Source organism: Nostoc sp. TCL240-02 (assembly GCF_013343235.1).
In the GTDB taxonomy this organism is placed as follows: Bacteria; Cyanobacteriota; Cyanobacteriia; order Cyanobacteriales; family Nostocaceae; genus Nostoc.
On sequence record NZ_CP040094.1, the window covers coordinates 6,127,246 to 6,151,944 of the forward strand.

Sequence of the window (24,699 nt, forward strand, 5' to 3'; positions counted from 1 at the left end):
GTATTAAATGGAGCTATTACAGCAACAGATCCTGACTTTAAGCGAAAAACTGGATGCCCTCTGTCAAGTGATTGAACAACTTGATGCTAAAGTCACTCAAACTTTCTCAGAGTGTTCTATAGCAAATACACAAGCAAAGGATAATTATCAGGAAAATGGTGCGGCTGGAGGCTATCAGCTCAGACGTATCAGTTTAAATCCAGAAATGGAACACAAGGATGTATTAACAGATGGTATTTATCTAGATATGCATCGTCAGAGTGGAGATAACATAACACCAGAAATTCAAATACAAAGACTAACAGCGCAGTTAACAGCAGCATACAATCGCATCGCTGCCTTGGAAGAACAATTACTTAGAGAAAGAATTCATTAAATTTAACCTGAGTTCAACGAATTAAATAAATGCCTGGAGGTATGGAAGGCAAGCCTTTAGGCTCAATATCAAGTGATGGTTTTGTAGGCATATATTTAAGTATAAGCAACTAATCCAGCTATCAAATTGATGAAAAGGAAAACACACTATTATAGCGGTTATCAGTCTACTTCAGTACAGTAGGAGAGAGCAATTCTACTGATAATTGGTGGTGATGAAAGCCTACTCTCTCGACTTGCGTCAAAAAATAGTTGATGCTTATGCCTGCGGTGACATTTCCCAACGAAAACTGGCTAAAAACTTTGGTGTCACCTTAAGTTTTGTGCAAAATTTACTCAAACGCCATCGAGAATTGGGGATGATAGGCCCCAAGGTGCGGACTGAGCAGACAGCAACAAAGTTGAATGCTGAACAGTTAGAAATCCTGCGCCAACTCGTCATAGCACAGCCCGATGCGACGTTAAGCGAATTGCGGGAACGACTTTACGAGAAAACAGAGGTCTTAATTGGGGTAGCTACGGTGAATCGGATGGTTCGCTGGAAACTTCACCTCAACCTCAAAAAAAAAGTCTCCACCTCACAAAAAAAGGTAGTGATGAAGTCCAACTAGCCCGATTTGAGTACTGGAAACTCTTGAGGGGGATACCCGTCGAAGAGCTGATTTTCTTAGATGAATCGGGAGTTAATCTGTCCTTCATCCGCAAATGTGCCCGCGCCTTGCCTGGCCCTTCAGGCCTATGCTCAAAAGCCCAACCGCAAAGGGAAAAATGTCTCGGTAATTGGTGCAATTAGCTTGAAAGGACTGCTCACCCAATGGAGTGGCTTAGGTTCTATCGATGCTTTGACTTTTGATGCCTTCATCGCCCAAAAGCTCGTACCCAAACTTTGGCCTGGTGCAGTGGTGATCATGGATAACTGCTCAATCCATAAAAGTGATGAACTTGAAGCTTTGCTCATCGCTGCTGGCGCTCATCTCATTTATCTCCCCCCCTATTCTCCCGATTTTTCACCGATTGAGAATTGTTGGTCCAAGATTAAGAACATTCTCCGTCGCATCGGTGCAAGGACATACCCTGATTTACTCCAGGCATTAGATACGGCATTCGCAGAAGTGACAATAGAGAATTTGCTGGGTTGGTTTACTCACTGCTGCTACTGTACCTCACAAGACTGATAACCGCTATACCCCTCTTCTGTCACTTTCCGAGTATTCTGAATAAAAGGATTAAAAGAAAAAACTCTCTTCAGGTAAGCAGGGCAATGGATGTAGAATTACAAATCCTAAAACATTTGGCAAGAGATGCCCAGCCAACAGTTGCGATCATAGATGAATATTGTGCAGAGTATAAAGACCTGTTCAAAGAAGTAAGAAATTATGAATGCTTCAAATATTTACATTTAGGGATAATTGCACCAATAAAAAGAAAATCATTACCAGAAATAGCCAAAGTAGTAAGTATAAACTCGGCACAGTCATTACATCATTTCATAGCCTATTCAGATTGGTCAGCAAATAAATTAAAGAGCCGAAGATTAGATAAATTAAAGAAAGCATTAAATAGTCAGGCGATAACCGTAGTAATAGATGAAACTGGAGATAGGAAAAAAGGTAAAAAGACAGATTATGTTGCAAGACAATATCTAGGGAGTGTAGGAAAAATAGATAATGGAATAGTATCAGTCAATGCTTATGGAGTTTATGAAAATGTAACATTTCCATTAAGTTTCAAAGTATTTAAACCGAAAGGGACGCTCAAATCAGGAGATAAATATAAAACCAAAATAGAGTTAGCGTCAGAAATTATTACAGAATTAATAAATGAGGGGTTTAATATTGAATTAGTATTAGCCGATAGTTTATATGGTGAAAGTAGCAAATTCATCAAAAAGCTCAATGAATATGAATTAGCTTATGTTGTAGCAATTAGAAGTAATCACGGAGTCTGGCTACCAGCTAATCAGAGCGTTAGAGCTAACAAGTGGTGCAAATTTGAGAGAACATTTAGTAATAAAAAATCCGAAATCAGATATATCCGAGAAATAATTTATGGTAAAAAAAGAGCCATAACTTACTGGGAAATAACTACTGATCCAGAAACAATGCCGGATAATTCCACTTCATTTGTCATGACGAATCTTCAAGGAAATCTCAAAAAAAACTTTAGGCGATTTATATGGATTAAGAACCTGGGTAGAATATGGGTTTCGACAATGTAAACAGGAACTCGGCTGGACAGATTATCGCTTGACAAATTTTCAACATATAGAGAGATGGTGGGAAATTATTTTTTGTGTTTACACAATGATTAGTCTAAATTCCCCAGCCTTTTTAGCCTTAAATCAATCTCTTCAAATTGAAACTGAGGTGATAGGTACTAGTTATGTTAATTGTGTAGATTTTTCTCATCATCAACAATGGAATCATAATTCTGGATGGAAGAATACTCTTAATAATCTTCGTTTAATTGTCCAACCTCTTTTACTATTTTGGCTGATTTATCCCTGGTTAGATATTTTTCCAAATTCTCATTTATTGCTAGGATTTAATCATTTAATTTGTGCCATGAACCAATTTAAACCCTTTTTTGCTTCTGGATGATTTCACTTATTTACTACTTGCTTATCTCGGAGAGTGACAGAAGAGGGATACATGAAGAGTGCTGAGTTCCGAGTGCTAAGTACTGAGTAAAAAGATCAACCACAAGGGGCGGGCTTGTATTTAGTACATAAGCTCTGAGTAATTTTTTACTCACTCAGGACTCAGTAATGAGTGTGGTAAATATATGTAATAGTGTGATGTGTACGATCGTAAGCTTTTAGTGCATTCCTCACTATGAAACAAATGGAAGTTTTTAAGAAAGCGCAGAGGGATGCAAAGTCCTGAAAAATGAATTAATGAAATGCTGTACTTAGCCGTTCAAGCTGAGATTCAATAGCTGCTAAAAGTTGGTCTTGCTGCCAATTTTGGCTAAGATGAGCGGCTATACAAGCTGCCCCAGCACCCATGCCTTCTTTTACAAAGCCCTGCTCATAAGCTCTCAGTTGAGGATAACGAGAATCAACAAAGCTGAGATCAGTTGCTAATAAGGGAGGGGTTGTTCCACTCGGAGAAAAGTTGCCTTTTTTTAAGCTGAGGGCTAAGTCAACCGTAGCCCCAGTAGGATCTTCTGCTACCCAACGAGTTGTGCCTATAACTACTGCTTCTGGTTGCCATGATAAGGCGTAAGCTTGAGCGATCGCACTCATCAGAGCATAAACCGCCAGCATTTGCGTCCCACCAGCAAGCATTACACCACAACTACGACTAGCTGCGATCGCCATCCCTGCTACCACCACCTGCATGGGATCGCCCACGGCAGCCACAATTTTTAGAGGATCTACGGAAGTTAGGATTTGAGATTGAAATATCTCATCCTGCCCCCTGCCCCCTGCTCCCTGCCCCCTGCTCCCTGCTTTCTCTAGCCCTGCTTGCACTAGTGCCCACTTTTGCCCGTGGTTACAAATAGGGTGGCTACTGTTAACTTTTCCGGCAGCATCTATGCCCAAAGCAGTTAAGATTGCCAGGGCAGTTGTAGTACCTCCGACGACACACTCACCGAAAATGACATAACTCTGTTGCATATTGGCAGCAAGGCGTTCTCCCCAAAATAGCCCTTGTTTAAATAAGTGGTGTACCGTTGTAATTTCCATAGCAGCGCCTCCACTTAAACACTTAGCAGAAGCGCCACCCAAGTCAATTAATGGCACAGCCGGAGGGTGGGGTAAACCAGCATTAAACAAATGAACTGGTATATTTAGTGACTCAAAAACAGCGCGAGAAATCAGCACAGGTGAAGCCCCAGCCGCTAATGGTGGTAGGGGATGTTGAGGCTTATGTTCTGGGCCGTAGTACAAAAACTCGGCATCAGCACAAGCGGTATATTTCCGATCCTCTGGAGTCCGACCTGCCGCTGAAATCCCTGGAATTAAACCAGTTTCAGTAAATCCTAAAACACATCCAAATACGGGCAGAGAACCACGATATCGTCGTAGCCATTCTTCACCTTGTTCTTTTTGGGTATAAATACGAATTTGGGAATTGGGCATTGGGAATTAGTTAGGACTAATTATTTAACCAAGGACAAAGGACAAATGACTAATAACTATCCCTCATAATCCATGAGGACTTGTACCCAGCGTGGTGGACGGGGAATGGGATTGCCCAGACGGTCAAAAAGAAACCATGCTGCGAGGTGTACCACAAAAAGATAGATAAAGTTGTTGAGTAAAATTAGAGCGATCGCTCCCACTTGAATCAAAAACACGCTGGGACTCGCCAATAAACTCAGCTTCAAAAATACCCACTCAATGAACTCAGTCACTTGGGTAATCACATAAATCCACAGGTCTTCACCCGACAAAACAGACAGCAACCACAGTCTAAAAAAGACCCCCAAAGTACCCAACAGCGTACCCAAGGTGATAGAAACAATCCAGGGAACACGACGACGATACCATGTAGCTCCTAAAAGCACGCCCATAAACCCGTAGGGCATGACAAACAGCAAACTACGGGCTGGCCCCATCAGTACAGTCAGCAGTAACCCAGAAGTGAGTGCTGCCATCCAGGCCGCACGCTTGCCCCAACGCAGATAAACTAAAGCGATGGGAACCGGAAAAAATATCCGTAAAACTGGGCCCAAGGGAAAATAGAAATTAATAAACCAAATTAAGCTAGCAGTACTGGCTAAAAATGCTGTTTCTACCATCCTCAACGGCGCATCAGCCTTGAGTTGAGGAGGCATTAACTGTTGTTCTTTGTCTAACCAATGATTGTGGGGAGTTGAAGATTCAGTTGATGGTTCTTCCTCCGGTTCATCTGGCAGAGAATCTAAAATACTCATATTTGACAAGTTCTTAAACTATCATTCTTTCCAAGGCTGACAAATCGGGAATACAAATAGTGTCTTGATCCCGTTTAATCAAGCCTTTTTTTTCTAGCCTTGTCAATACTCGTGTCACAGTTTCCCGTGCCAATCCGCTCAAACTACTCAATTCTCGATGAGGTAAATTGGGGATTTCGGTTCCTGTTTGCCCTTTTTTTCCCTGTCCCTCTGCCAAAAATAGCAACGTATCTGCCACTCGTGACTGGCTATCAGATTCCCGCAAACGCAATCGGCGATTTACTTGCCGCAAACGTCGTGCCATTAATTGCGCCAATCGAACCCCAGCCAAGGGTTCTATCTGAAGTAACTTGACAAAATCCTGAGCAGGCATACTGCCAATTACTGTTGGGGCTAAGGTAATCACATCTGTGGAGCGAGGAACTTCATCTAACGCCGCCATTTCACCAAATAATTCCCCTTTACCAAGAATATTCAGTGTTACCTCTTTTCCTTCCAGATTGTAGGTGCGGATTTTGACCCATCCGTCCATAATAAAATACACAGAACCACCCCAGTCATTTTCTAGCAGAATTACCTGATTGGCTGGGTGAGTGCGAGTAACAAGATGGATAAGGGCTGATTCCACAGCAGGTTCTGGCAACCCTTGAAAAAAGGGAGCGGAGGTGATCATCCAGGGATTAGCCTGTGCTTGCAAGCTATATCGGTCTTCCATTACGACATTTTTATTGAAGCTGCTATGTACACACAACAAACAAGAGCGCCATTTCTAGCCTTAGTCATCAAAGCACAGCTCCCTTTAAAAGAGAAAACTAAACTATGCTACATAAGAATACGACAAGAACCTTTTTCTAAAATAATCTTTACCTATAAGTTTAAACGGGGAAAAAGTTTTGCAAAAAGTAGTTTATGGTCTGCGGTTGTATAGCTCAAGGGCTAGCTAACTGCAAACTTGTATTAGATGAACTACCGCACACCAACCACTAGGCGGTGTGGTCAGGGCTTCTCGATTAATCACGAATAGCGAAGAGAACATCATAGTCCTATTGTCTTGCATTCCCTCCAAGGGCGGGAGTCATGATTCTCAAGACTCAAATAAATCTTTCTTTTGCGACGTGTACCTATGAGCTTGATTTTCGCTTACGGCATTGATATCAAGAAGTACAACTATACCAGAAAAAGAGTTTGTTTCCCCATGTTCATTTTCAAAAATGGGCAACCAATCAGTGGCAAAACAAAGCTTCTTAAACAAACGCTGACTGAAGATTGCCACGACTCCCAGTAATCCATAACATAATGACAGTGACAAGTCCAAGCAGAAGCTTTTGCCACTCAAAACTTCTCAGATGGGAGCTTACTTCCCCGCAGGGGTACGGTGACTGTAAATTAATTGTCACATAGTTGACATACGTTTTTAAGTAAGGTAATAAAAGTGACTTCCAGTGCAGATGAAATTCAAAAGTTGATCGCAGACATTGACAACTTACTTGCCAGTGGTGGCAAGCGCTTGTCTAGATTTCTGCCTGGTCAAGGGCAGGAACCTAAAGAAGTTTTAGAACGAATTCGCAACTTCTTGGTGAGGCTCCAAGAAGAAGAAGCATTAGAGAGCGATATCCCAAATAATTCTTCTGAAGAACCGCGTTCGCCCTTAGCGTTGGCTCCGCCATCGCCTTTATTAACAAAATTTGTTGATCGAGGTTATAACCAGTATCCCCTACCGCCACTCGAATCCAATCAGGAACAGAGTCCTGTTGCAGCCGGACAATTAAAAAGTGAATTTTCGAGCTTGATAGAGCCATTGCGATCGGAATTAGAAGGGCTATTGCAAGAGCGAGCCACTCTCATACAAGAAATTAGGCAACTAGAGCAAAGGCGATTGCAAAACTATTCCTTAGCGCAACAGTTGACAAACCAAGATCAAATGATTACCGAGTTTTTACAGGTACTCATGAATCGGCTGGTGCCAACTGTAACCCCACTGTTAGCACAACCGGGGGAAAATTCGGCCATTTCTCCAGAAGCAACTAATCACGCCACCTCTGTAACTCAACCTTTATTAGAATCAGTAGACCGTGTAGAGCAGTTAACCCAGCTAGCGAGGGAGTTGGATCAACGCCTATTATCACTAGATGGGACTGTGAATGTAGTCTTTGAAGCACTACAGCGCAATATTAATACTTATTACGAATCACTGTCGCAAGCACTGGCAAGAATGCATAGCAAGGGAATGCAAGGCGAACAGTTGATGGCCAGCTTTCTCAACAATTTGACCCAGCATTTACAGCAACAATCCCCTATTTCCCCGCCATCTTTGCTGAGGGTAGAATCTGAGATATCACCATCATTGCCTGAAACAACCGCGATCGCTGCTGAAGCTGGATCTCAAACCCTGGAGGCAATCCTGCCAGAAACTTCATCTCCACTCACAATAAATTCTGAGCAACAGAATACTACCCTCACAGAGGATCTAGATGCAGTGCTGTTGCAGCTTGGTATAGACTCGTCTGAATCTTCCGAAAACCTGACCGAATTATCGCAAGATATTTCTGCATTAGTTGGTGATGAAGTAGACCAACTTTACGCCAGTTTATTTGGTACTGGTGATGTTAATAACCCAAGTCTTGATGTATTGACAAATGACTTATCTGCTTCCACAGCCTCCCAATCAACGTTAACTATCGCTGAGAGTCCATCTGTCCCTCAAAACGTTGATTCTGCGGTTGTGACACCAGATACGGGTATTTCAGCTCAAGAGACTTTAGTAGAAGCCACAAATTTATTATCAGAGCCACAGGAAGAACTATTTTTTGCCGAGGATACTGAGCTAGATTTGCCTCTGAGCTTTTCTACACCACAAGCAGAAACTTCCCCTACGCAACTCGACACTCAGCCAGTTAGTTTTTGTGCAGAGGATACTGAGCTAGATTCGCCTCTGAGCTTTTCTACACCACAAGCAGAAACTTCCCCTACGCAACTCGGCACTCAGCCAGCTAGTGTTGATACAATTAATACGCTAACTGATCTATTGACTGGTGCAGGTAGTGAGCAGGAATTGCTGGAAGTATCATCCTTTATGGAGGATGGCACAAGTACAGCAACAGTTACTCCGAAAGCAGCAGAAATTGCTTTGGCATACCCCTACGGGGAAGCAAGCTACGCGCAGCCTCTCGTAGAGAAGCCTACGGAAGCTATCGCTCCACCGGAAATATTGAGCAAAAATGATCCGCCAGACCCTTTTTTAGATAACTACATTGCTGCTTCACCACAAGAAAACTTGCTTTCTGTTGAGTTAAACCAGACTCCAGTTGTGCCTGATATTTCTTTAGATGAAGAACAGTTGCAGCAATTAGATCGAGATTTGGCTAATTTTGATCAGCAGCTAAATTCTGATTTGCAACCAGCTACCAATTTGGATATTGTCTCGGAACTAATTGATCAAACTCAAGACACAATCCCTACAAATTACCCTGAGTCGCAAACAGAAAATACCTCAACTGCGGATTTATCAAGTTTGACAGTTACCCAGGTAGAAACTGAAGAAAAAAAGGAAATCACAACTCCTATTCAAGACAGTTTTTTATCTTCAATTCCCAACTCCATCAACAATCCAGAAGTTTCGCCCAATGTTCTAGAACCAGTTTGGTATTTAGGAATTGATTTAGGTACAACCGGAATTTCTGCCGCATTATTAAATCGATCGACTTTTGTTGTACATCCTATCTACTGGTCAGCAGAAAATCCGCCGGGAACAAGTTCCTTCCAGGAATCATTTCGTTTGCCAACAGAGGTTTATCTTCCTACAGCTTCTATACCCCAGGGTGAAAGTGTAAATATAGAAGTCAATGAGCAGACAGCACCTGCGGCTGTTGCTCAAGATAAAGCACCTGACCACTCGGTTACTCCGACAACACATAAATCAACAGCAGATTCGACAACAAATAACCTCTACTCGGCACAGTTGAAGCCCTATTTACAAGTAGCCATTCCCTATAAGAAGGAACGGCAAAAATGGGAACCCGTTTTACAATTAAATGAATTTTCGGCAGGGCCTTTAATTTGGGTTGTGCGATCGCTCTCTAAACTACTATTAACCCTCAAATCTGAAAAAACTTGTACTACCCCTCGTTTAATGGCTGCTGCTGTTGGGATCGGCGAACAAGATTTTCCGCAGATTATCAATAATATTGCTGGTGTGATTTGCACCTGTCCATCTAGCTGGTCGGAACAATACCGCTTTAATGTGCGGGAAGCTTTACTGACCAGTAAACTCATCCAACATCCGCAGCAAGTCTTTTTTGTAGAAGAAGCGATCGCTAGTTTACTCCCAGAACTCGATGCTGCTAACGGTGAGCAAGTAAAATTAAGCCAACGTCAAGGTTCTCATCCGGCAAAAACCAGCGAACATCCGATTGTTGGTAACACTCTGGTAATCAACATTGGGACAACTGCCACAGAAATGTTGCTAGTTGATGTCCCAGAAAGCTTGCTGCAATTGACATACAATGATTTCATGCTCCATAGTTTTGCTTATGCTGGCAAGGGAATTGAGCAAGATATTATTTGCCAGCTGCTATTACCACCTAAATCTCGGCAATCACGCCCAGAAACACAAAGCAATCGCAAAACTACCAGCAGTAATCCTTGGCAATGGCAACCGTCAATTCCCGGTTTAGACCAAATGCGCTGGCAGAGTTTAGGGTTGGAAGAATTAGAACTACCGAGAGTCGGAGAACCAGATATTACCGCGCGGATTCGTCTTCAGCAGCGTCTAGAAAGTTCTCTACTGGGACAGGCGGTATTAGATGCGGCACTAGCTCTGAAGCTGATTTTGCAGCACCAAGAATCTTTTACCCTGGAATTAGCCGATCAGCAGTGGATTTTGCAGCGACGAGACTTAGAAAGCCAGGTATTTATCCCCTTTGTGCGCCGCCTGAACCGAGAACTCAACAAATTATTGGTAGCTCGTGGTATTCCGACAGAATCTATTAATCAAGCTATCCTGACTGGTGGTGTGGCTTGTGTTGGGACAGTAAACCGTTGGTTAAGGCAAAAACTCCCCAGCACCAAGATTATTCAAGATTTATATCTTGGCGAAAATGGCGCTCCTAATTGCAGTCGGGTTGCTTATGGTTTAGCGATGCTGCCTTTACATCCCCAGATATTAGATATACCCAGACAACAGTACACTGATTATTTCTTATTTACCGAATTGTTACGGCTGCTACCAGATCGTCCCTTATCTTTCGGTGAAGTTATCCAGTTATTTGAGAGTCGCGGAATCAACACTCGCACTTGTCAGCAACGCCTGCTAGCTTTTTTGGAAGGTGAACTGCCTTCGGGATTGATACCTTCAGTTATAGATTCAACTTGGCTAACCCAGAGTTCACAAGAAAATTCTGACTATCAGGCGATCGCCACAACACCACTTTTTGAAAAACAAGGGAGCCTCACCTATCGTCCCAATTCCCAACAACTGTTATATTTGCGTCGCTATCTAGATGCTATCAAGGCTAGTAATCAGCAATCATTAAAGGAACCATATACAGTGAATTTCGCCTTAGAGGTTCATTATTGAGACCAGTACATCTCCTAGAAATCAGGATACTATTCAAAATTCAAAATGCTTGTAAATATTAAATCTGAGCTGACTCCAGAACAACGGGATATTGTCTCAAGCCTGACAAGCTTGATTTTATGTTGTTTCACAAAGGGTTAGTATTATGTCGTAAGCATTTTGAATTTTGCAAAGTACTACTAGTACTTAAGTATGATAATTTTTTGATATGTACGATTAGCAATAGCTTTTTTATTTGATGGATGAAAATACTGTAAATTTACAATCTATAACTTCAATTGGAAGATTCTGTAAACTTTGGGTTTTCAGTTTTTATATTGCTTAAATTTTGTGTATATTAACACTTGGTGGTAAAGACAAGAGCAGTAAAAATCGTCTATCAATCATCTCCACGTCTACACTACTGATGCCAAAACCCCTGTTATAAAATAAGTTAGACCTTGTGAATAATCTTTCTCTTTATTCAGTTAATTGTTCGCAACAGCCTTTACACCCTTCAACTTTAAGCGCAAGAAAACGGTTAATTGACATTGTTGGAGCCATTGTGGGGCTAATAATCACGTTTTTGGTAGCAATTCCTGTGGCGATTGCTACCTTTATTCATGAGCCAAGCCCAATATTTTATTCTCAAATTCGCTGTGGTTTGAACGGAAAAACTTTTCGCATCTGGAAATTCCGCTCCATGATCGTAGATGCTGATAAAGTCAAGCATTTGGTTAAAAATCAAGCCAAAGGTCACATTTTTAAATCTGTTGACGATCCTCGCATTACTCCTATGGGTAAATTTTTGCGGCGTACCAGTTTAGATGAATTTCCCCAATTTTGGAATGTTTTGGTAGGGGACATGAGTTTAGTTGGTACTCGTCCACCTACTCCTGATGAAGTCAGCAATTACGACCCACATCACTGGGATAGACTACGAGTCAAACCAGGCATTACCGGAGAATGGCAGGCTAATGGTCGTTCGAGTATTACAGACTTTGAAACCATCGTCAAAATGGATATAGATTATCAACGCAAGTGGTCTGTAAGTTATGACCTGAGTCTGATTATTAAAACTATCTCGGTAGTATTGAAAAAAACTGGTGCTTATTGAATTTTTCATTAGTCATTAGTTTTTCTCAGTGTTCCCTTATCTCTATTTCTTATTCAACCCTTAACACCGCTACCAGTTTCTGTGGGTACAATGTAACGTTGTAAAAATAAAAATAGTAATAATACTGGAGCGATCGCAATTACTGAGCCAGCAGCTACTAAACGCCAGTCAAGAGAAAATGTCCCTGCTAGCTTTGCGACTCCCAAAGGAAGAGTGTATAAATTTTCGTCTTGGATGACAATTAAAGGCCACAAAAAGTCACTCCAAGCACCAATGAATACGAAAATAGCTAAAGTTACTAATGCTGGGCGAACTGCTGGTAACATCACATGCCACCACAAACCTAACTCCGAACTGCCATCCATTCGGGCGGCTTCTTCTATCTCTTTGGGGACACTCATGAAAGCTTGGCGTAACAGAAAAATACCAAAGGCAGAAGCCAAACTCGGAAAAATCATTCCTAAATAACTATTTCTCAAACCCAACTGGACTGTCAAAATATAGAGGGGAATCATCACGATTTGGAAGGGAATCATAATCGTGGAGACAATCGCCACAAAAATCCAGTCTCGCCCCACAAATGACAATCTTGCCAAGGGATAGGCAGCTAAAGCGCAAAATAGTAGATTTAAGCCAACCGTTAGCACTGATACCAAAGTGCTGTTATACAGGTATTGCCCAAAGGGTAGAGAGTTCCATACACTAACAAAATTATCTAGTGTCGGTTGACTAGGTAATAACTGTGGCGGCGACTGCAAGATATTTTCCGTAGGCGATTTCAAGGCTGTGCTAACTAGCCACAGTAAAGGAAAGAGCATCACCAGTGCGATCGCTCCCAACAGCACATACATTAGCAGATTTTGTGATCGTGATTTTTTCCAGTTCAGCATTTGATTACAAATTTTCCATTGTAATTCGACAATCGGGTTAAAGCAATTCACCTAATTCTGTTATGGAATTTATTCAGGTATGAGTATAATTAAGTTTCTTCACTTTCCGAACTCCCTAATTCTTCCAGTACATCAAAGAAGTCGTTCATTATTTTTGCATCAATTTCTTTTACATCACTCCATGTTTAACTATTATGAATAATATCTTGTGCCTCATAATAAGAAATACTCAAAGCCTTTTTTTAAATTCCAATTGATTCGGCTTTTGAATAATTACTCAATCTCAAGAACTTAATAACAGATTCTTTATCTGCGGATTCAATCAACATATTATTCAGCTTTTCAGTTAGTTCACTATCTTTATTCATGGTTTGTATCCAATTGTTAAAAACAAGATTCCTGACTTATTAGAGAAGTCGGGAATCTGGGGCTTTCAAATTTCAATAATCAGATATAATTGCTAGAAACTGAGATACTGCACACACAGATGTAAAAGATTTATCTTGCAGTCTGAAGCTAATTTACAGAGGTTAATCTTCAATTGCCACATAAGGTTGTGGTTCCCGCAAGCGTTGGGCAATTTGTTCTCGTCTATACTTTGCAAGTTCGCTATAAAGCCTCTTGCGAGAGAGATTTACACTTCCAACAGGCTCATGGTCTAGTAGTGTATGCCAAGGAGAAAACAGCAAACCCTCGTCTAAACGTTTGCGTTCTTCAAAGTCAAATTTCTGACTGAAAATGCGGACAGTTGCAACTTTAATAAATGGTGAATCTGATTCTTGCCATTCTATAACATGGTCTTCAATTGGCGTTTTTTCGTCATCTACATAAAACTGAATGAAGAAGTCAAAAGATGCTTCTTTACCTTCTTCAGTCAAATATTTGACTATTGCTTCCCGAAGGTAATTTTCTGATTCGGGAAGTGTTTCGGGTTGTTGTTCCGGCTGTTGAGATTTGACAGATAATTTTACAATGCGATTCCCAAACTTAAAGGGAGCCATGCTCCAATATTGAATTAAAAGCGGATTTCCTACTTTATTGCTACCAATTTTTTGCAAGATTGCAAAGGCATAACCAAGTTCCTGCAAACGCTCTGGGCTAAGTTGTCCACTCCCGGCTCTGGAAAGATCGGCATAATCACGAACATCTTTGGTCAAGAAAATCGGATAATTGTTGAGGATAAAATCTTGAGTTTTTTCTTCATCATCCAGTACTTTTTGCCCGTCCACATTCATGACCTTGATGGCGATACCCCGAACATCCGGCTGGCTGTCGGAGGTAAATTCACCACGCTTTTTAGGCGAACCACCACTAGAGAAACGAATCCATGCAGGATAGGTTTGTGGTGTTTTAAACAAACCTACTCTTAAATTTTCAGGAAGATTCGGTTCAATAATAAACTCTCCTGCAAGGAGTCCATGACTTTTGCTATGAATTTGCCGGAGGTCTGGGCCTGTTTTTTGTTGAGCTTGGAGGCTAGTTGCAATAATCTCGTCAATTATTGCTTCCTGCTCAGTGGTAGATGATGTTGGGTTAGTCATAAATATTTTATGATGTGTCTTCATCATCCTGAACCCTTAGTCTTTCCGAGTCAATCCGGTTTCCGTAGAAACAGCTTGTAGTGGTTTATCCCAAGATTCGATAGGTATTTGCGACAAATAGGCGAAATCAAAGACAATCCCGATAGTCGGTTTTGTCTGCCACTGCGGTAAACTGAGCAAGCGATCGTAATATCCGCCGCCATAGCCCAGGCGATATCCTTGATAATCGCAAGCTACACTGGGGACAAGAATCAAATCCACTTCGGCAGCATCTAAGATGGGAGCGTCAGGGTGCGGTTCAATAATGCCATAAGCGCCACTTTGAATAGAATCTTTAGGTGTCCAAATATGCCAACACAATGATTTATCAACGCAGCGAGGAAATCCCCAACGATATTTGGTGTTTGCAAATAGTGGACTGAGGTCAGGTTCTTGGCGAAAGCTAAAATACGCAAGTATTGTTTTTGCTTTGGTGAATAAAGTAGAGTTTTGTAAATGAGAGCATAAGCGATCGCTTTTTTCTCTCCATTCTCCAACAGACATTGATTGGCGTGTTTTGAGTAGAGTGCGGCGTAGTTTTGCTTTATTTAGTTGATGATTAACTTTGTCCATAAAAATTTATCGCGTCAAACAAATAAGCTGGGCATCACCCAGCTTATAAAAGCCTACATTCACTAATACATTGTTATGCAGCGTGTTGACGATACCACTCAATGGTATTCTTTAATCCTTCCTCAAAGCCCACCTGAGCAGTGAAGTTAAAGGCTTGTTTTGCCCGTTCAGTATCCAAACAACGGCGGGGTTGACCATTAGGCTTGTCAGTTTGCCAAACAATCTCACCCTTAAACTCCATCAATTTACAAATTAGAGTTATTAAATCAAGGATAGAGATTTCGTAACCCGTTCCTAAGTTAACTGGTTCCGATTCGTTATAGAATTGAGTTCCCATAACAATCCCTCGTGCTGCATCTTCTGAATACAGAAACTCGCGGGTGGGACTGCCATCACCCCAAACTGGGAGTTGGGTTTCTCCCTTAATTTGAGCTTCGTGAACTTTCCGAATTAACGCTGGAATAACGTGGGAACTTCCGGGGTCAAAGTTATCTTCTGGGCCATATAAATTCACTGGTAGTAGGTAAATTCCATTAAAACCGTACTGCTGGCGGTAAGATTGCAATTGCACTAAAAGGGCTTTTTTAGCAATTCCGTAGGGAGCGTTAGTTTCTTCTGGGTAGCCATTCCAAAGATCGTCTTCTTTAAATGGCACTGGGGTAAATTTAGGATAGGCGCAGATCGTACCAACACAAACAAATTTTTCTACTCCAGCTTGATAGGCAGCGTGAATTAGGTGCGTACCCATGATCAAGTTATCGTAAAATAACTCTGCGGGTTTTTCGCGGTTTAGACCGATGCCACCCACATGAGCCGCTAAGTGGACAATTATGTCTTGCTGGTCAACTGCCCGTTGGCTATTTTCCCAGACACGCAGATCGCAATCGCGCGATCGCACTATTGTAATCTTCTCACGATCGGCCCCTGCTTTACACAGTTGATCTATCACCTGACGACCTAGAAACCCCGACCCACCAGTGACGAGAACTCGTTGATTTTTTAGTTCTAAGGCGGTCATATTTTTATCCTCTGTGCTGCAAAATCAGAAGTGCAAAGCGCCCAGTTCTTGACGAACAGTAGCAATATCTAATGGAAATTGCGAACCATTTCCATTGGGTGAAGTGTGACCCAATGCTTGTAAGTCTGCTTCTACCATTAAGGAAACTAATTGTTCAAAGGTTACTGATGGTGTCCAGCCCAACTGCTGCCGTGCTTTGGTAGCATCACCAATCAATAAATCTACCTCAGATGGACGCAGGTAACGCTCATCAAACTCTACATAATCTTGCCAATTGAGATTTACATAACTAAATGCCAGTTCCAAAAACTCCCGCACCGAGTGGGTTTCACCAGTAGCAATTACGTAGTCATCTGGCTGGTCTTTCTGCAACATCAACCACATTGCTTTTACGTAATCCTTCGCGTAGCCCCAATCTCGCTTAGAGTCTAGATTACCCATGTAAATCTTTTTTTGCTTCCCAGCAACTATCCCAGCAACTGCTCTTGTAATTTTGCGAGTTACAAAAGTTTCACCCCGTCTTGGTGACTCGTGGTTAAAAAGTATGCCGTTACAAGCAAACAAATCATAAGACTCACGATAATTTACAGTTTGCCAGTGGGCGTAAACTTTCGCACAGGCATAGGGACTGCGGGGATAAAAGGGCGTTGTCTCACTTTGGGGTATTGCTTGTACTAAACCATACATTTCTGAAGAACCAGCCTGGTAAAATCGCACCTGAATTCCAGTCCGGTGTTGGTAGTCTCGAATTGCTTCTAACAGACGCAGTGTTCCCATTCCAACAGCATCCACTGTATATTCTGGTGAATCAAAGCTTACTCTGACATGGGATTGAGCGCCGAGGTTGTAAATTTCTACTGGTTTGACTTCTTCTAAAATGCGTCGCAACGTCGTCCCATCTGTCAAGTCACCATAGTGAAGAAACAACCGCACTCCATCTTTGTGGGGGTCTTCGTAAATGTGATCGATGCGGTCTGTATTGAAAGTAGAAGTCCGGCGAATGATGCCATGAACCTCATAACCTTGTTCCAGCAAAAACTCACTTAGATATGAACCATCTTGACCAGTGATACCAGTAATTAACGCTCGCTTCTGTTGCGTCATGCTCAATTATCCCTTAGTGTCTTTGATTAAAAAGTTACAGGCAATTGGATACAACCTAGCAGCTAATTGCTAAATTGCCTAATGGGAAACCTACGAGTTCTTGTTGTTATGAGGCTTTTTCCCGTAAATAAATATACTTAATCAATACCTTTGCCAAATCGAAAAATACCTTGATTTGTCGGTTGGGTTGAGGCACGCAACCCGACGTGTTTGTTGAGTTTCCCTTCCCTGCGGGACGCTGTTCGCGTTCGTTCAACCCAACAAATCAAAAAAAAGGCAAATGTATTGCTTAATAAAAAGCAATTTAGCAAGTAAGCTCAACCTTAGAGAGGCCAAGACTGTTTAAGTATGTATATTTTTCTTTTACTAGATATATCAAGATTCTTTTGGTATACGTTGTTTTTTGTCAAAATTTCATATATGTCTGCTTTTGTGAAGACTGAATAAAATAGATATTTGAAGTTAGACTTTTAGGGGCATTAACTGCCCCAGAGAATCGCCCCTAAGTATTTACTCAGTATGCCCCGTTATTTTTGGGCAGAATAACTACATCGACAGTTTTCAAGATGATCCATAAATCAAGCCAGAAATTCCTAAATTTGACATAATGCAGGTCTATTTGGACTCGCCGAGGGTAGGGAATGTCATTACGCCCGGATACTTGCCATAAACCAGTAATTCCTGGACGGATTGTTAAAATCTCATCAATGTGACAACCATATTTTGGTAATTCTTCTGCTACTAAGGGTCGGGGGCCGACTACACTCATATCCCCTTTTAAAACGTTCCAGAACTGGGGAAATTCATCTAAGCTAGTAATTCGCAAAAATTGACCAATTTTGGTAATCCGGGGGTCTTGTTTCAGCTTAAAACTGCTTTCAAATTCTTCTCGCAATTCGGGCGATGTTTCCATCATTTGCATGAGGATTTCGTCTGCATTGCTTACCATTGTTCGGAATTTAATACAATTAAACGCTTTGTAATTTTTCCCTACCCGTTCCTGGACATAAAAAATTGGGCCTTCTGAGCTAAAGGCAATTAGCAAGGCCAAAATTAAGTAGACGGGGAAGAACAAAATTAACACCGACAGCGAAAACACTATATCGAACAGTCGTTTGGCAAACTCTCCGTTTAAACCCTGAAAAGATAAACCTTTGGGTTTAACTTTTGGCGTCTTTGTTTTTTGACCGCGTTTTAAGAAAGTACGCGTAGACGCTCTAGTGTCTTGCCGTACGCCTCGCTTGCCGGAGAGGAGTGAGCTCTGGGCAGTCATCATACTCCTTAATAATCCACACCACACATAGTCCCAATATTAAAGCCAAAATGATGTGCTTCTGGGGAAAATTGCCAAAAGCCTAAAAAAATAAGACATTAATCTAGACCATCATTCCGAAAACGGTCTTTTTCGTTGCACTTGTTTACAAAATTTAGATAACGATCTGCAAAGATTTGCGGTGAAAACTGCGCGGCGTGCGATCGCATATACTCGGAACTGAACAAACCCTCATATACTTCAAACTTTTCTACTGCCTCCACTAAAGCCGCCTCGGTTTGCGTCTGGAAAAATATACCTGTCCCTGTATCCACACAAGAGCGGATATCTCGCACTGTTTCGACTGCCCCCCCTGCACCGTAGGCAATTACTGGCGTGCCGCAGGCTTGTGCTTCCACTAGGGCAATCCCAAAATCTTCACAAGCTGCATACACAAATGCCTTAGCCCTAGACATATATTTTTTTACCACATTATCGGGTTGCCATCCGAGTATTTGGATATTAGAGTTTGCCATTTCGCGAATCTTGTTCATTTCATCTCCTGTACCAATGACTACTAATGGTCGTTTTAGTTGATTAAAAGCCTTGACAATCAACGATATTTGCTTGTAACTCACTAACCGAGAAACTGTCAGGTAAAAGTCCTCTTTCTCAGACAGAAACGGAAATTCTGCAATATTCACTGGTGGGTAAATGACTATTGCTTCTCGTCGATAGCAACGCCAAATCCGCCGAGCTGTATGTTGCGAGTTAGCAATGAAGTAATCAACGCGATTGGCACTCAATACATCCCACTGGCGCAAACGATGTAATAAATATCGCGTCACCCACCCAGGTAAGCCACTACCCAGTTTGCTGTAGCGCAGATAATCAAAAGTCAAGTCCCAGGCGTAGCGCATAGGGCTGTGACAGTAGCAAATATGTATCTGTTCGGGAGTGGTCAGGATTCCTTTGGCAACAGCGTGAGATGAAGACAGAATTACGTCATAATGCCGCAAATCAAGTTGTTCGATTGCCAAGGGCCACAAAGGCAAGTATTTTTGTATACCGTTGCGGGCATCAGGAAAGTTCTGGAGAAACGTCTTGCCAATCTGACGGTTATATAAATAACTGTCTCTATTGCTGGATTCAAAATCGATCAGAGCATACAAATCAGCATCAATGTGATTCAAAATTTCTCGGACAACGAGTTCTGAACCACCGGTGGCTTTGGGTGTCAGCCACTCATGAACCAGAGCATATTTCAAGGGCACAGCTAACTTGAATAAATGGAAGATACAAAGACCAACTTGATGACGTTAACTGAAAAGTTTCCCCTTCTGATTAATTAACGGGAAGCGCACCAGATTAGCACATAGGACGCAATCTTTCCTTCAGATGTTCCAGATGGATGCTGCAACCTGATAACCTCAGATTGGAGTATTAAGGATTGGGAATGGTTATTTCTCCTTGTCTCCCCAGTCCCCAATCCCTAGTCTTTGACGACAACTGATATGGAAAAGGTGAATTTATGCGAATTCTAATTATGGGTGGTACTCGGTTCATTGGTGTCTATTTGACTCAATTACTAATGGAGCAAGGACATGAGGTGGTGCTGTTCAATCGGGGAAATCGGACAGTACCTTCTTTACAGAGAGTAGGACAAATTATAGGCGATCGCACTGACGCTACCCAATTAAAGGCAAAGTTATCACAAGAAAGCTTTGATGTCATTTTTGACAATAACGGACGAGAACTTACTGATACTCAACCACTTGCAGAGATTTTTCAAGGGCGAGTGCAACATTTTATATATATGAGTTCTGCGGGAGTGTATCTCAAATCCGATCAACTCCCCCACATAGAAGGCGATGCGGTAGATCCCAAAAGTCGCCATAAGGGTAAGCATGAAACAGAAGCTTATCTGACTGAATTGGGATTACCTTTTACTTCCATTCGTCCTACTTATATTTACGGACCTCGTAATTATAATGAGTTGGAAGGCTGGTTTTTTGATAGGATTGTGCGCGATCGCCCCATTCCTATCCCTGGAAATGGGTTGCACATTACGCAGCTAGGGCATGTAAAAGACTTGGCAAAAGCTTTGACTCAGGTTTTGGGTAATCAACAGGCCATAGGACAGATTTATAATATATCTGGCGATCGCTTTGTCACTTTTGATGGTTTAGCCCGTGCTAGTGCTGTGGCGGCTGGCAAATCACCCGATGCTGTAAAAATCGTCCATTACGACCCGAAAAAGTTTGATTTCGGCAAGCGCAAAGCTTTTCCGATGCGGGTGCAGCATTTCTTTGCTTCGGTGAATAAAGCGCAAACAGAATTAAACTGGCATCCTGAATATGATTTGATTTCTGGGTTACAAGACTCTTTGGAAAATGATTATTTGGCTAATGCAAAAGATAAAGCCGAAGTGGACTTTTCTTTAGATGACGAGATTTTACAAGCTATTTAGAAACAAAATTCCCGCTTTTTTATCGAAGTCGGGAATCTCAAACTTAGCCAAAAGAAAGAATTTTTCTTTTACCTGGGGAAGACGCAATTCATCGCGTCTTCAGTTTTTACTTGAATTTTAACCCACCTTCCGCACCCCCAAGTGTCACAGAGGGAAATTACTGAGATCAAAAAGCGAAGCAGGAATTAAAACAGACATGTTTAGTCGAAAAAGAGATTTGAGCAGCCATGAATCAGCAAAAATGGCATCAAAGCCTATTGTCAATAACGAGCAATAATAACTGGTGGTAGATAGATTTAAATGAGATAAATAAATGAAGATATTAAATGCTTTAATCATAAATTAGATGAATAAATAACAGTAGCGAAACTAGATTATCGACATAGCAAGTTAGAGCTATAAATCAAAGATATTAGCTCATTGTTTTGTCTATATTAAATTAATAAAAAGAAAATTTAGCTGACTGATTGATAGTAATGGAGACAATCATCTGGTAAAAGGTTTAAAATGAAATCCCTGTCTTGAGTCCAATTAGAGACGTGTTTTTCATTGTTAAATCCAACTAAATGAATAGACTGGAAGCATTGAAATATCCAACGTAAAGTGGGGCGGTCAGTTGCTTTACCCAATTGATTTTTAATAGTTGATTTAGATTCTTTGAGCGCGGCTCTTATTTGGCGTTGAGCCAATGTATAAACTAGGAGACATAAACCCATAATCATTCCTAGAGACTCTATTCTCTCGCTTGCTTTCAGGAAAATACTATCTGCAAAAAATAATGGGTCTTTAAGAAAAGCAAACCCTTTTTCACAAGACTGCTGAGATTTATATTCACTCAGCATTAAATCGTCACTGAGTTCACTGGACTCTAAAACATTTGTGGCAATAATGAAACGCCCTGCACTCAAAATGTCTGTGTCAATTTTACTTTCATTCTTCGATACTGTGGCAGAAATTTGGTAAGATACTTCTGATTGGTTATCTTTTTTTTAGGCTTAATTTCAGATACTTTAGTATCCGTAATTTGGTGATATTTAAGTTTTTTTGATAATTTTGATAATGCTTTGATAGCATCAGCTTCACAAGCAAATTTATCTTGTGATAACTTTTTCAATTCCAGAAGTGCTTTTGATTCTGCCTTCAGTAGGTCTATGGTCACGTGAATAACCGTAGGTTATGGTAATTTCTTTATTGCTTTTTACTGCTAATTCTTCTAACTCTGCGGTATTTTCTGCTTGTTGATTCTCAAATATTACTTCTGGTAAACTGCTATTGTATTGCCCATGCACGTGTATTGATGATGAATCTAGGTGTGATGATGACAGAGACACACCAAATTTTTGGGCGGCTTTTAAGGCAATGCTTAGAAATATTGTATCCAGTCCTTTAAGAAATAGTTTATCCATGACTCTGCCCAGTTTATCGTCGTTGAGATATTCTGGTTTAACTCCTGCTCCTATTAAATGCTCACAGGCTATTGTTTCAAAATATTTGGGAAACATATATAAAGGTTGGGATGCAAATCCTAACCCGTTCAATATCATTGCTTTAACAACATGACCAGGACTGACTTTTTATCCTTCCTCTTCACCTATTAATTCATTAATTATTTTTACCAACCCAATCGCATCTACTATTCCTGCCACTATGCCTAAATGGTCTATATTCTGAATTTCAATGTCTTTGCCATTCAACATCACAACAGTCTTCTCCAAATCTTCTGTTGTAATTTTCTCCTCTTTGATTTTTGTTATCAATTAATTTTTTAAACTCTTTCTTTTTCCCTTTGTTCTGTTTTCATCACAACACTTTTCTTTCTCTGCATCTCCTTAGCTCTTAATACAACTAATTTTCATTAATTCTCTTGACTCTTGCATCTAATTTAGTTCTTATGTACTACTTAATCGGTTTTTTGTTGATGTATGACAGTTAGGGTGAGGAAGGTAGGTTTGAATACTGGACTTTAGACCTACGATAGTTTAGGGAAGGCCAAAGATGCAGTATTGACAAGTCCAAGTATCCGATCATTTGTCAGCTTGTCTCAAAGCCCAGTATTTCGACGGCAATGGTTGAGCATTTATGCAGCACTGCATGATAGTCGTCCACCCAGAAGGAAACTGATGAAACTGATGGTGAAGCAGGTAGCGACAGAAGAGCAGCCATTTCTAGCAGGAGATCATAGCTTTTGGTCACGACCAGAAATGCGCTGGAGTGGGTTTCATTTTCTTCAATCCCCAAACCGGGCAATGGAAATCATTCGCGTCAAGGTGATCCAACCAGTTGGACGCAATCGTAAGTTCCAACCCTTATGGCTCGCTTGGTTGGGTCAGACAATGCCTCTATTAGAGGATCTCTGGCAAAAATACCTACGCCGCTTTGCTCGCTTTGCATTGGTATCGATTTGCCAAACAGAGGCTATATTGGACACAGCCTCAATTGAGTTCTACTCGGGCGGCAGAGCGATGGAGTGACCTGATGCCCCTGCTAACTTGGCAACTCTGGTTCGCAAGAGTTGCCTGTATTGATTCCCTCTTGCCCTGGCAATCGACTCAGGATAAACTGTCTCCAGGACGTGTAGCACAAGCTTTTCCTCTAATTTTAGCCAGTATTGGCACTCCTGCTCAACCCCCGAAAACTCGCGGTAAATCACCTGGGCGTGCCCAAGGGCATCAGCCTCCTCAACGTCCTCGTTATTCCACTGTCAAAAAACACGCATCTAAAAAACCTAAAACCGAAGAATCACTTAAGAATGCTGATCTAACTGCTGCTTAGTTTCTGCTTCTTTTTTAACGATTCCACTTAACTCAGCCTCTAAAAGAAGTTAGGTCACTTTCTCTTGCCTTCTATATCATTGCTGCTAAATGCCAATTAGTCCAAACTCAAGTGAATAAAGTTTTTCCTGTTGCCTATTGGTGAGGGAGACATTTTTTAACGCATTGTTTCAATGCCATTGAAATTAGGTTTTGTAAATGGTGTTATTGATTGATAAAATGAACAAGTTGCAATATACACTCCACAATGTTCTAGAAGCCCGTGCCCGTTTGGGTGAAGGCCCCATCTGGGATTCTACTGGGAAACTACTATACTGGGTTGATATCTACAACCATCGAGTGCATCAGTTCAATCCTACTACGGGGGAAAACGGCTTTTTTGATGTGGGAGACGTGGTAGGTGCGATCGCAACAGCAGATGCAGATAGATTGATTATGTTGCTGCGTCATCACTTGGCATTCCTCAACACTCAGACAGGTGTAGTTATCCCCATTTTGGAAATTGAAGCAAATCTTCCAGATAACCGTCTCAATGATGGTAAATGTGACCCTCAAGGACGTTTCTGGTTTGGTTCAATGTGTTCTATAGAAAAACCTCAAGCTAGCCTCTATCGCTATGATACTGATGGTTCATTGCATTTAATGGAAACGGGATTAACTATTTCTAATGGTTTGGGGTGGAGTCCCGATCAAAAGACATTTTACTTAACAGATTCTCCTCAACAAAAAATATATGCTTACGACTTTAATTCAGTAACTGGAAGTATTACTAATCGTCGGATTTTTGTTGATTTAACTCATGAATCTTTCTATCCAGATGGGTTGACAATAGACAGTGAAGGACATATCTGGTCAGCTATGTGGGATGGATGGTGTGTGATTCGTTTCAATCCCAAGGGTGAAGAGATATTGAGGATAAAGCTACCTGTGCAATTGCCAACTAGCTGTACTTTTGGCGGAGATAATTTGCAAACACTCTACATTACCACTGCTTCAGTTGGATTAAGCCAAGCAGAGATCGAAAAAAGTTTCTACTCTGGTGATTTGTTTGCCCTCCAAACTGATGTTACTGGATTACCTACTTATGCTTTTGAGGAATTCTAGGAATTTT

At 41.3% G+C, this 24,699-nt stretch carries 17 protein-coding genes and 3 pseudogenes; 9 read left to right on the plus strand and 11 right to left on the minus strand.

Annotation, left to right across the window (positions count from 1 at the left end):
- The first annotated feature begins 7 nt into the window (after positions 1 to 7).
- The 4 genes and pseudogenes from FBB35_RS26100 to FBB35_RS26110 all read left to right on the plus strand — a co-directional run bounded on the left by FBB35_RS26100 (position 8) and on the right by FBB35_RS26110 (position 2,975).
- Positions 8 to 376, plus strand: coding sequence for a hypothetical protein (locus FBB35_RS26100; RefSeq protein WP_012409876.1), 369 nt, complete (start codon positions 8 to 10; stop codon positions 374 to 376).
- 214 nt (positions 377 to 590) lie between these two features.
- Entirely contained in the window at positions 591 to 986 is a 396-nt protein-coding gene (locus FBB35_RS35120) for a transposase (RefSeq protein WP_254625668.1), read from the plus strand.
- Positions 987 to 1,046: 60 nt separating this feature from the next.
- Positions 1,047 to 1,550 (plus strand): transposase, encoded by a 504-nt coding sequence (locus FBB35_RS35125; protein ID WP_254625695.1) that lies wholly within the window; start codon positions 1,047 to 1,049, stop codon positions 1,548 to 1,550.
- 86 nt (positions 1,551 to 1,636) lie between these two features.
- Positions 1,637 to 2,975, plus strand: a pseudogene (locus FBB35_RS26110) (IS701 family transposase).
- Positions 2,976 to 3,268: 293 nt separating this feature from the next.
- On the opposite strand, the gene cobT reads toward FBB35_RS26110, so the two are convergent.
- From cobT to FBB35_RS26125, 3 genes are read right to left on the minus strand one after another with little or no spacing between them, the layout of a single operon-like run.
- Positions 3,269 to 4,462: a nicotinate mononucleotide-dependent phosphoribosyltransferase CobT gene (gene cobT / locus FBB35_RS26115; protein WP_174712050.1), complete on the minus strand. Its 1,194-nt coding sequence runs from the start codon at positions 4,460 to 4,462 to the stop codon at positions 3,269 to 3,271.
- Positions 4,463 to 4,518: 56 nt separating this feature from the next.
- Positions 4,519 to 5,259 carry a DUF2232 domain-containing protein gene (locus FBB35_RS26120; protein ID WP_163928903.1) on the minus strand — a complete coding sequence of 247 codons (741 nt, stop codon included), beginning with the start codon at positions 5,257 to 5,259 and terminating at the stop codon, positions 4,519 to 4,521.
- A 13-nt stretch (positions 5,260 to 5,272) separates the two neighbouring features.
- Positions 5,273 to 5,974, minus strand: coding sequence for a Crp/Fnr family transcriptional regulator (locus tag FBB35_RS26125; protein WP_012409873.1), 702 nt, complete (start codon positions 5,972 to 5,974; stop codon positions 5,273 to 5,275).
- A 717-nt stretch (positions 5,975 to 6,691) separates the two neighbouring features.
- On the opposite strand from FBB35_RS26125, the gene FBB35_RS26130 reads away from it, so the two are divergent.
- Together FBB35_RS26130 and FBB35_RS26135 are read left to right on the plus strand one after the other, a co-directional pair.
- Complete coding sequence (locus FBB35_RS26130) at positions 6,692 to 10,834, plus strand: hypothetical protein (protein ID WP_174712051.1); 4,143 nt, start codon at positions 6,692 to 6,694, stop codon at positions 10,832 to 10,834.
- Between the two features lie 442 nt (positions 10,835 to 11,276).
- Positions 11,277 to 11,930 carry a sugar transferase gene (locus tag FBB35_RS26135; protein ID WP_174712052.1) on the plus strand — a complete coding sequence of 218 codons (654 nt, stop codon included), beginning with the start codon at positions 11,277 to 11,279 and terminating at the stop codon, positions 11,928 to 11,930.
- A gap of 53 nt (positions 11,931 to 11,983) precedes the next feature.
- On the opposite strand, the gene FBB35_RS26140 is transcribed toward FBB35_RS26135, so the two are convergent.
- From FBB35_RS26140 to FBB35_RS26170, 7 genes are all read right to left on the minus strand, one after another.
- Positions 11,984 to 12,820, minus strand: a complete 837-nt coding sequence (locus FBB35_RS26140) for a carbohydrate ABC transporter permease (RefSeq protein WP_174712053.1) — start codon at positions 12,818 to 12,820, stop codon at positions 11,984 to 11,986.
- Between the two features lie 530 nt (positions 12,821 to 13,350).
- Positions 13,351 to 14,361, minus strand: a complete 1,011-nt coding sequence (locus FBB35_RS26145) for a catalase family protein (RefSeq protein WP_254625696.1) — start codon at positions 14,359 to 14,361, stop codon at positions 13,351 to 13,353.
- 36 nt (positions 14,362 to 14,397) lie between these two features.
- Positions 14,398 to 14,973, minus strand: coding sequence for a 5-formyltetrahydrofolate cyclo-ligase (locus FBB35_RS26150; protein WP_174712055.1), 576 nt, complete (start codon positions 14,971 to 14,973; stop codon positions 14,398 to 14,400).
- A 73-nt stretch (positions 14,974 to 15,046) separates the two neighbouring features.
- Entirely contained in the window at positions 15,047 to 15,991 is a 945-nt protein-coding gene (locus tag FBB35_RS26155) for a GDP-L-fucose synthase (protein WP_174712056.1), read from the minus strand.
- 24 nt (positions 15,992 to 16,015) lie between these two features.
- The gene (gmd, locus tag FBB35_RS26160; RefSeq protein ID WP_174712057.1) at positions 16,016 to 17,095 is read right to left on the minus strand and encodes a GDP-mannose 4,6-dehydratase; all 1,080 of its coding nucleotides are present in this window, start codon (positions 17,093 to 17,095) and stop codon (positions 16,016 to 16,018) included.
- A gap of 514 nt (positions 17,096 to 17,609) precedes the next feature.
- Entirely contained in the window at positions 17,610 to 18,368 is a 759-nt protein-coding gene (locus tag FBB35_RS26165; protein WP_174713775.1) for a sugar transferase, read from the minus strand.
- Positions 18,369 to 18,466: 98 nt separating this feature from the next.
- Positions 18,467 to 19,621, minus strand: a complete 1,155-nt coding sequence (locus FBB35_RS26170; protein ID WP_174712058.1) for a glycosyltransferase — start codon at positions 19,619 to 19,621, stop codon at positions 18,467 to 18,469.
- Between the two features lie 257 nt (positions 19,622 to 19,878).
- Here FBB35_RS26170 and FBB35_RS26175 point away from each other — a divergent pair, with 257 nt between their 5' ends.
- On the plus strand, positions 19,879 to 20,817 hold the full coding sequence (locus tag FBB35_RS26175; protein WP_174712059.1) for an NAD-dependent epimerase/dehydratase family protein: 939 nt from the start codon (positions 19,879 to 19,881) through the stop codon (positions 20,815 to 20,817).
- A 455-nt stretch (positions 20,818 to 21,272) separates the two neighbouring features.
- On the opposite strand, the pseudogene FBB35_RS26180 reads toward FBB35_RS26175, so the two are convergent.
- A pseudogene (locus FBB35_RS26180) lies at positions 21,273 to 22,517 on the minus strand (IS1634 family transposase).
- Between the two features lie 270 nt (positions 22,518 to 22,787).
- Between FBB35_RS26180 and FBB35_RS35910 the strand changes: the two are divergent.
- Positions 22,788 to 23,589 (plus strand): annotated as a pseudogene (locus FBB35_RS35910) (transposase); the annotation flags it as partial.
- A gap of 197 nt (positions 23,590 to 23,786) precedes the next feature.
- Positions 23,787 to 24,692, plus strand: coding sequence for an SMP-30/gluconolactonase/LRE family protein (locus FBB35_RS26190; RefSeq protein WP_254625697.1), 906 nt, complete (start codon positions 23,787 to 23,789; stop codon positions 24,690 to 24,692).
- Positions 24,693 to 24,699: the final 7 nt, after the last annotated feature.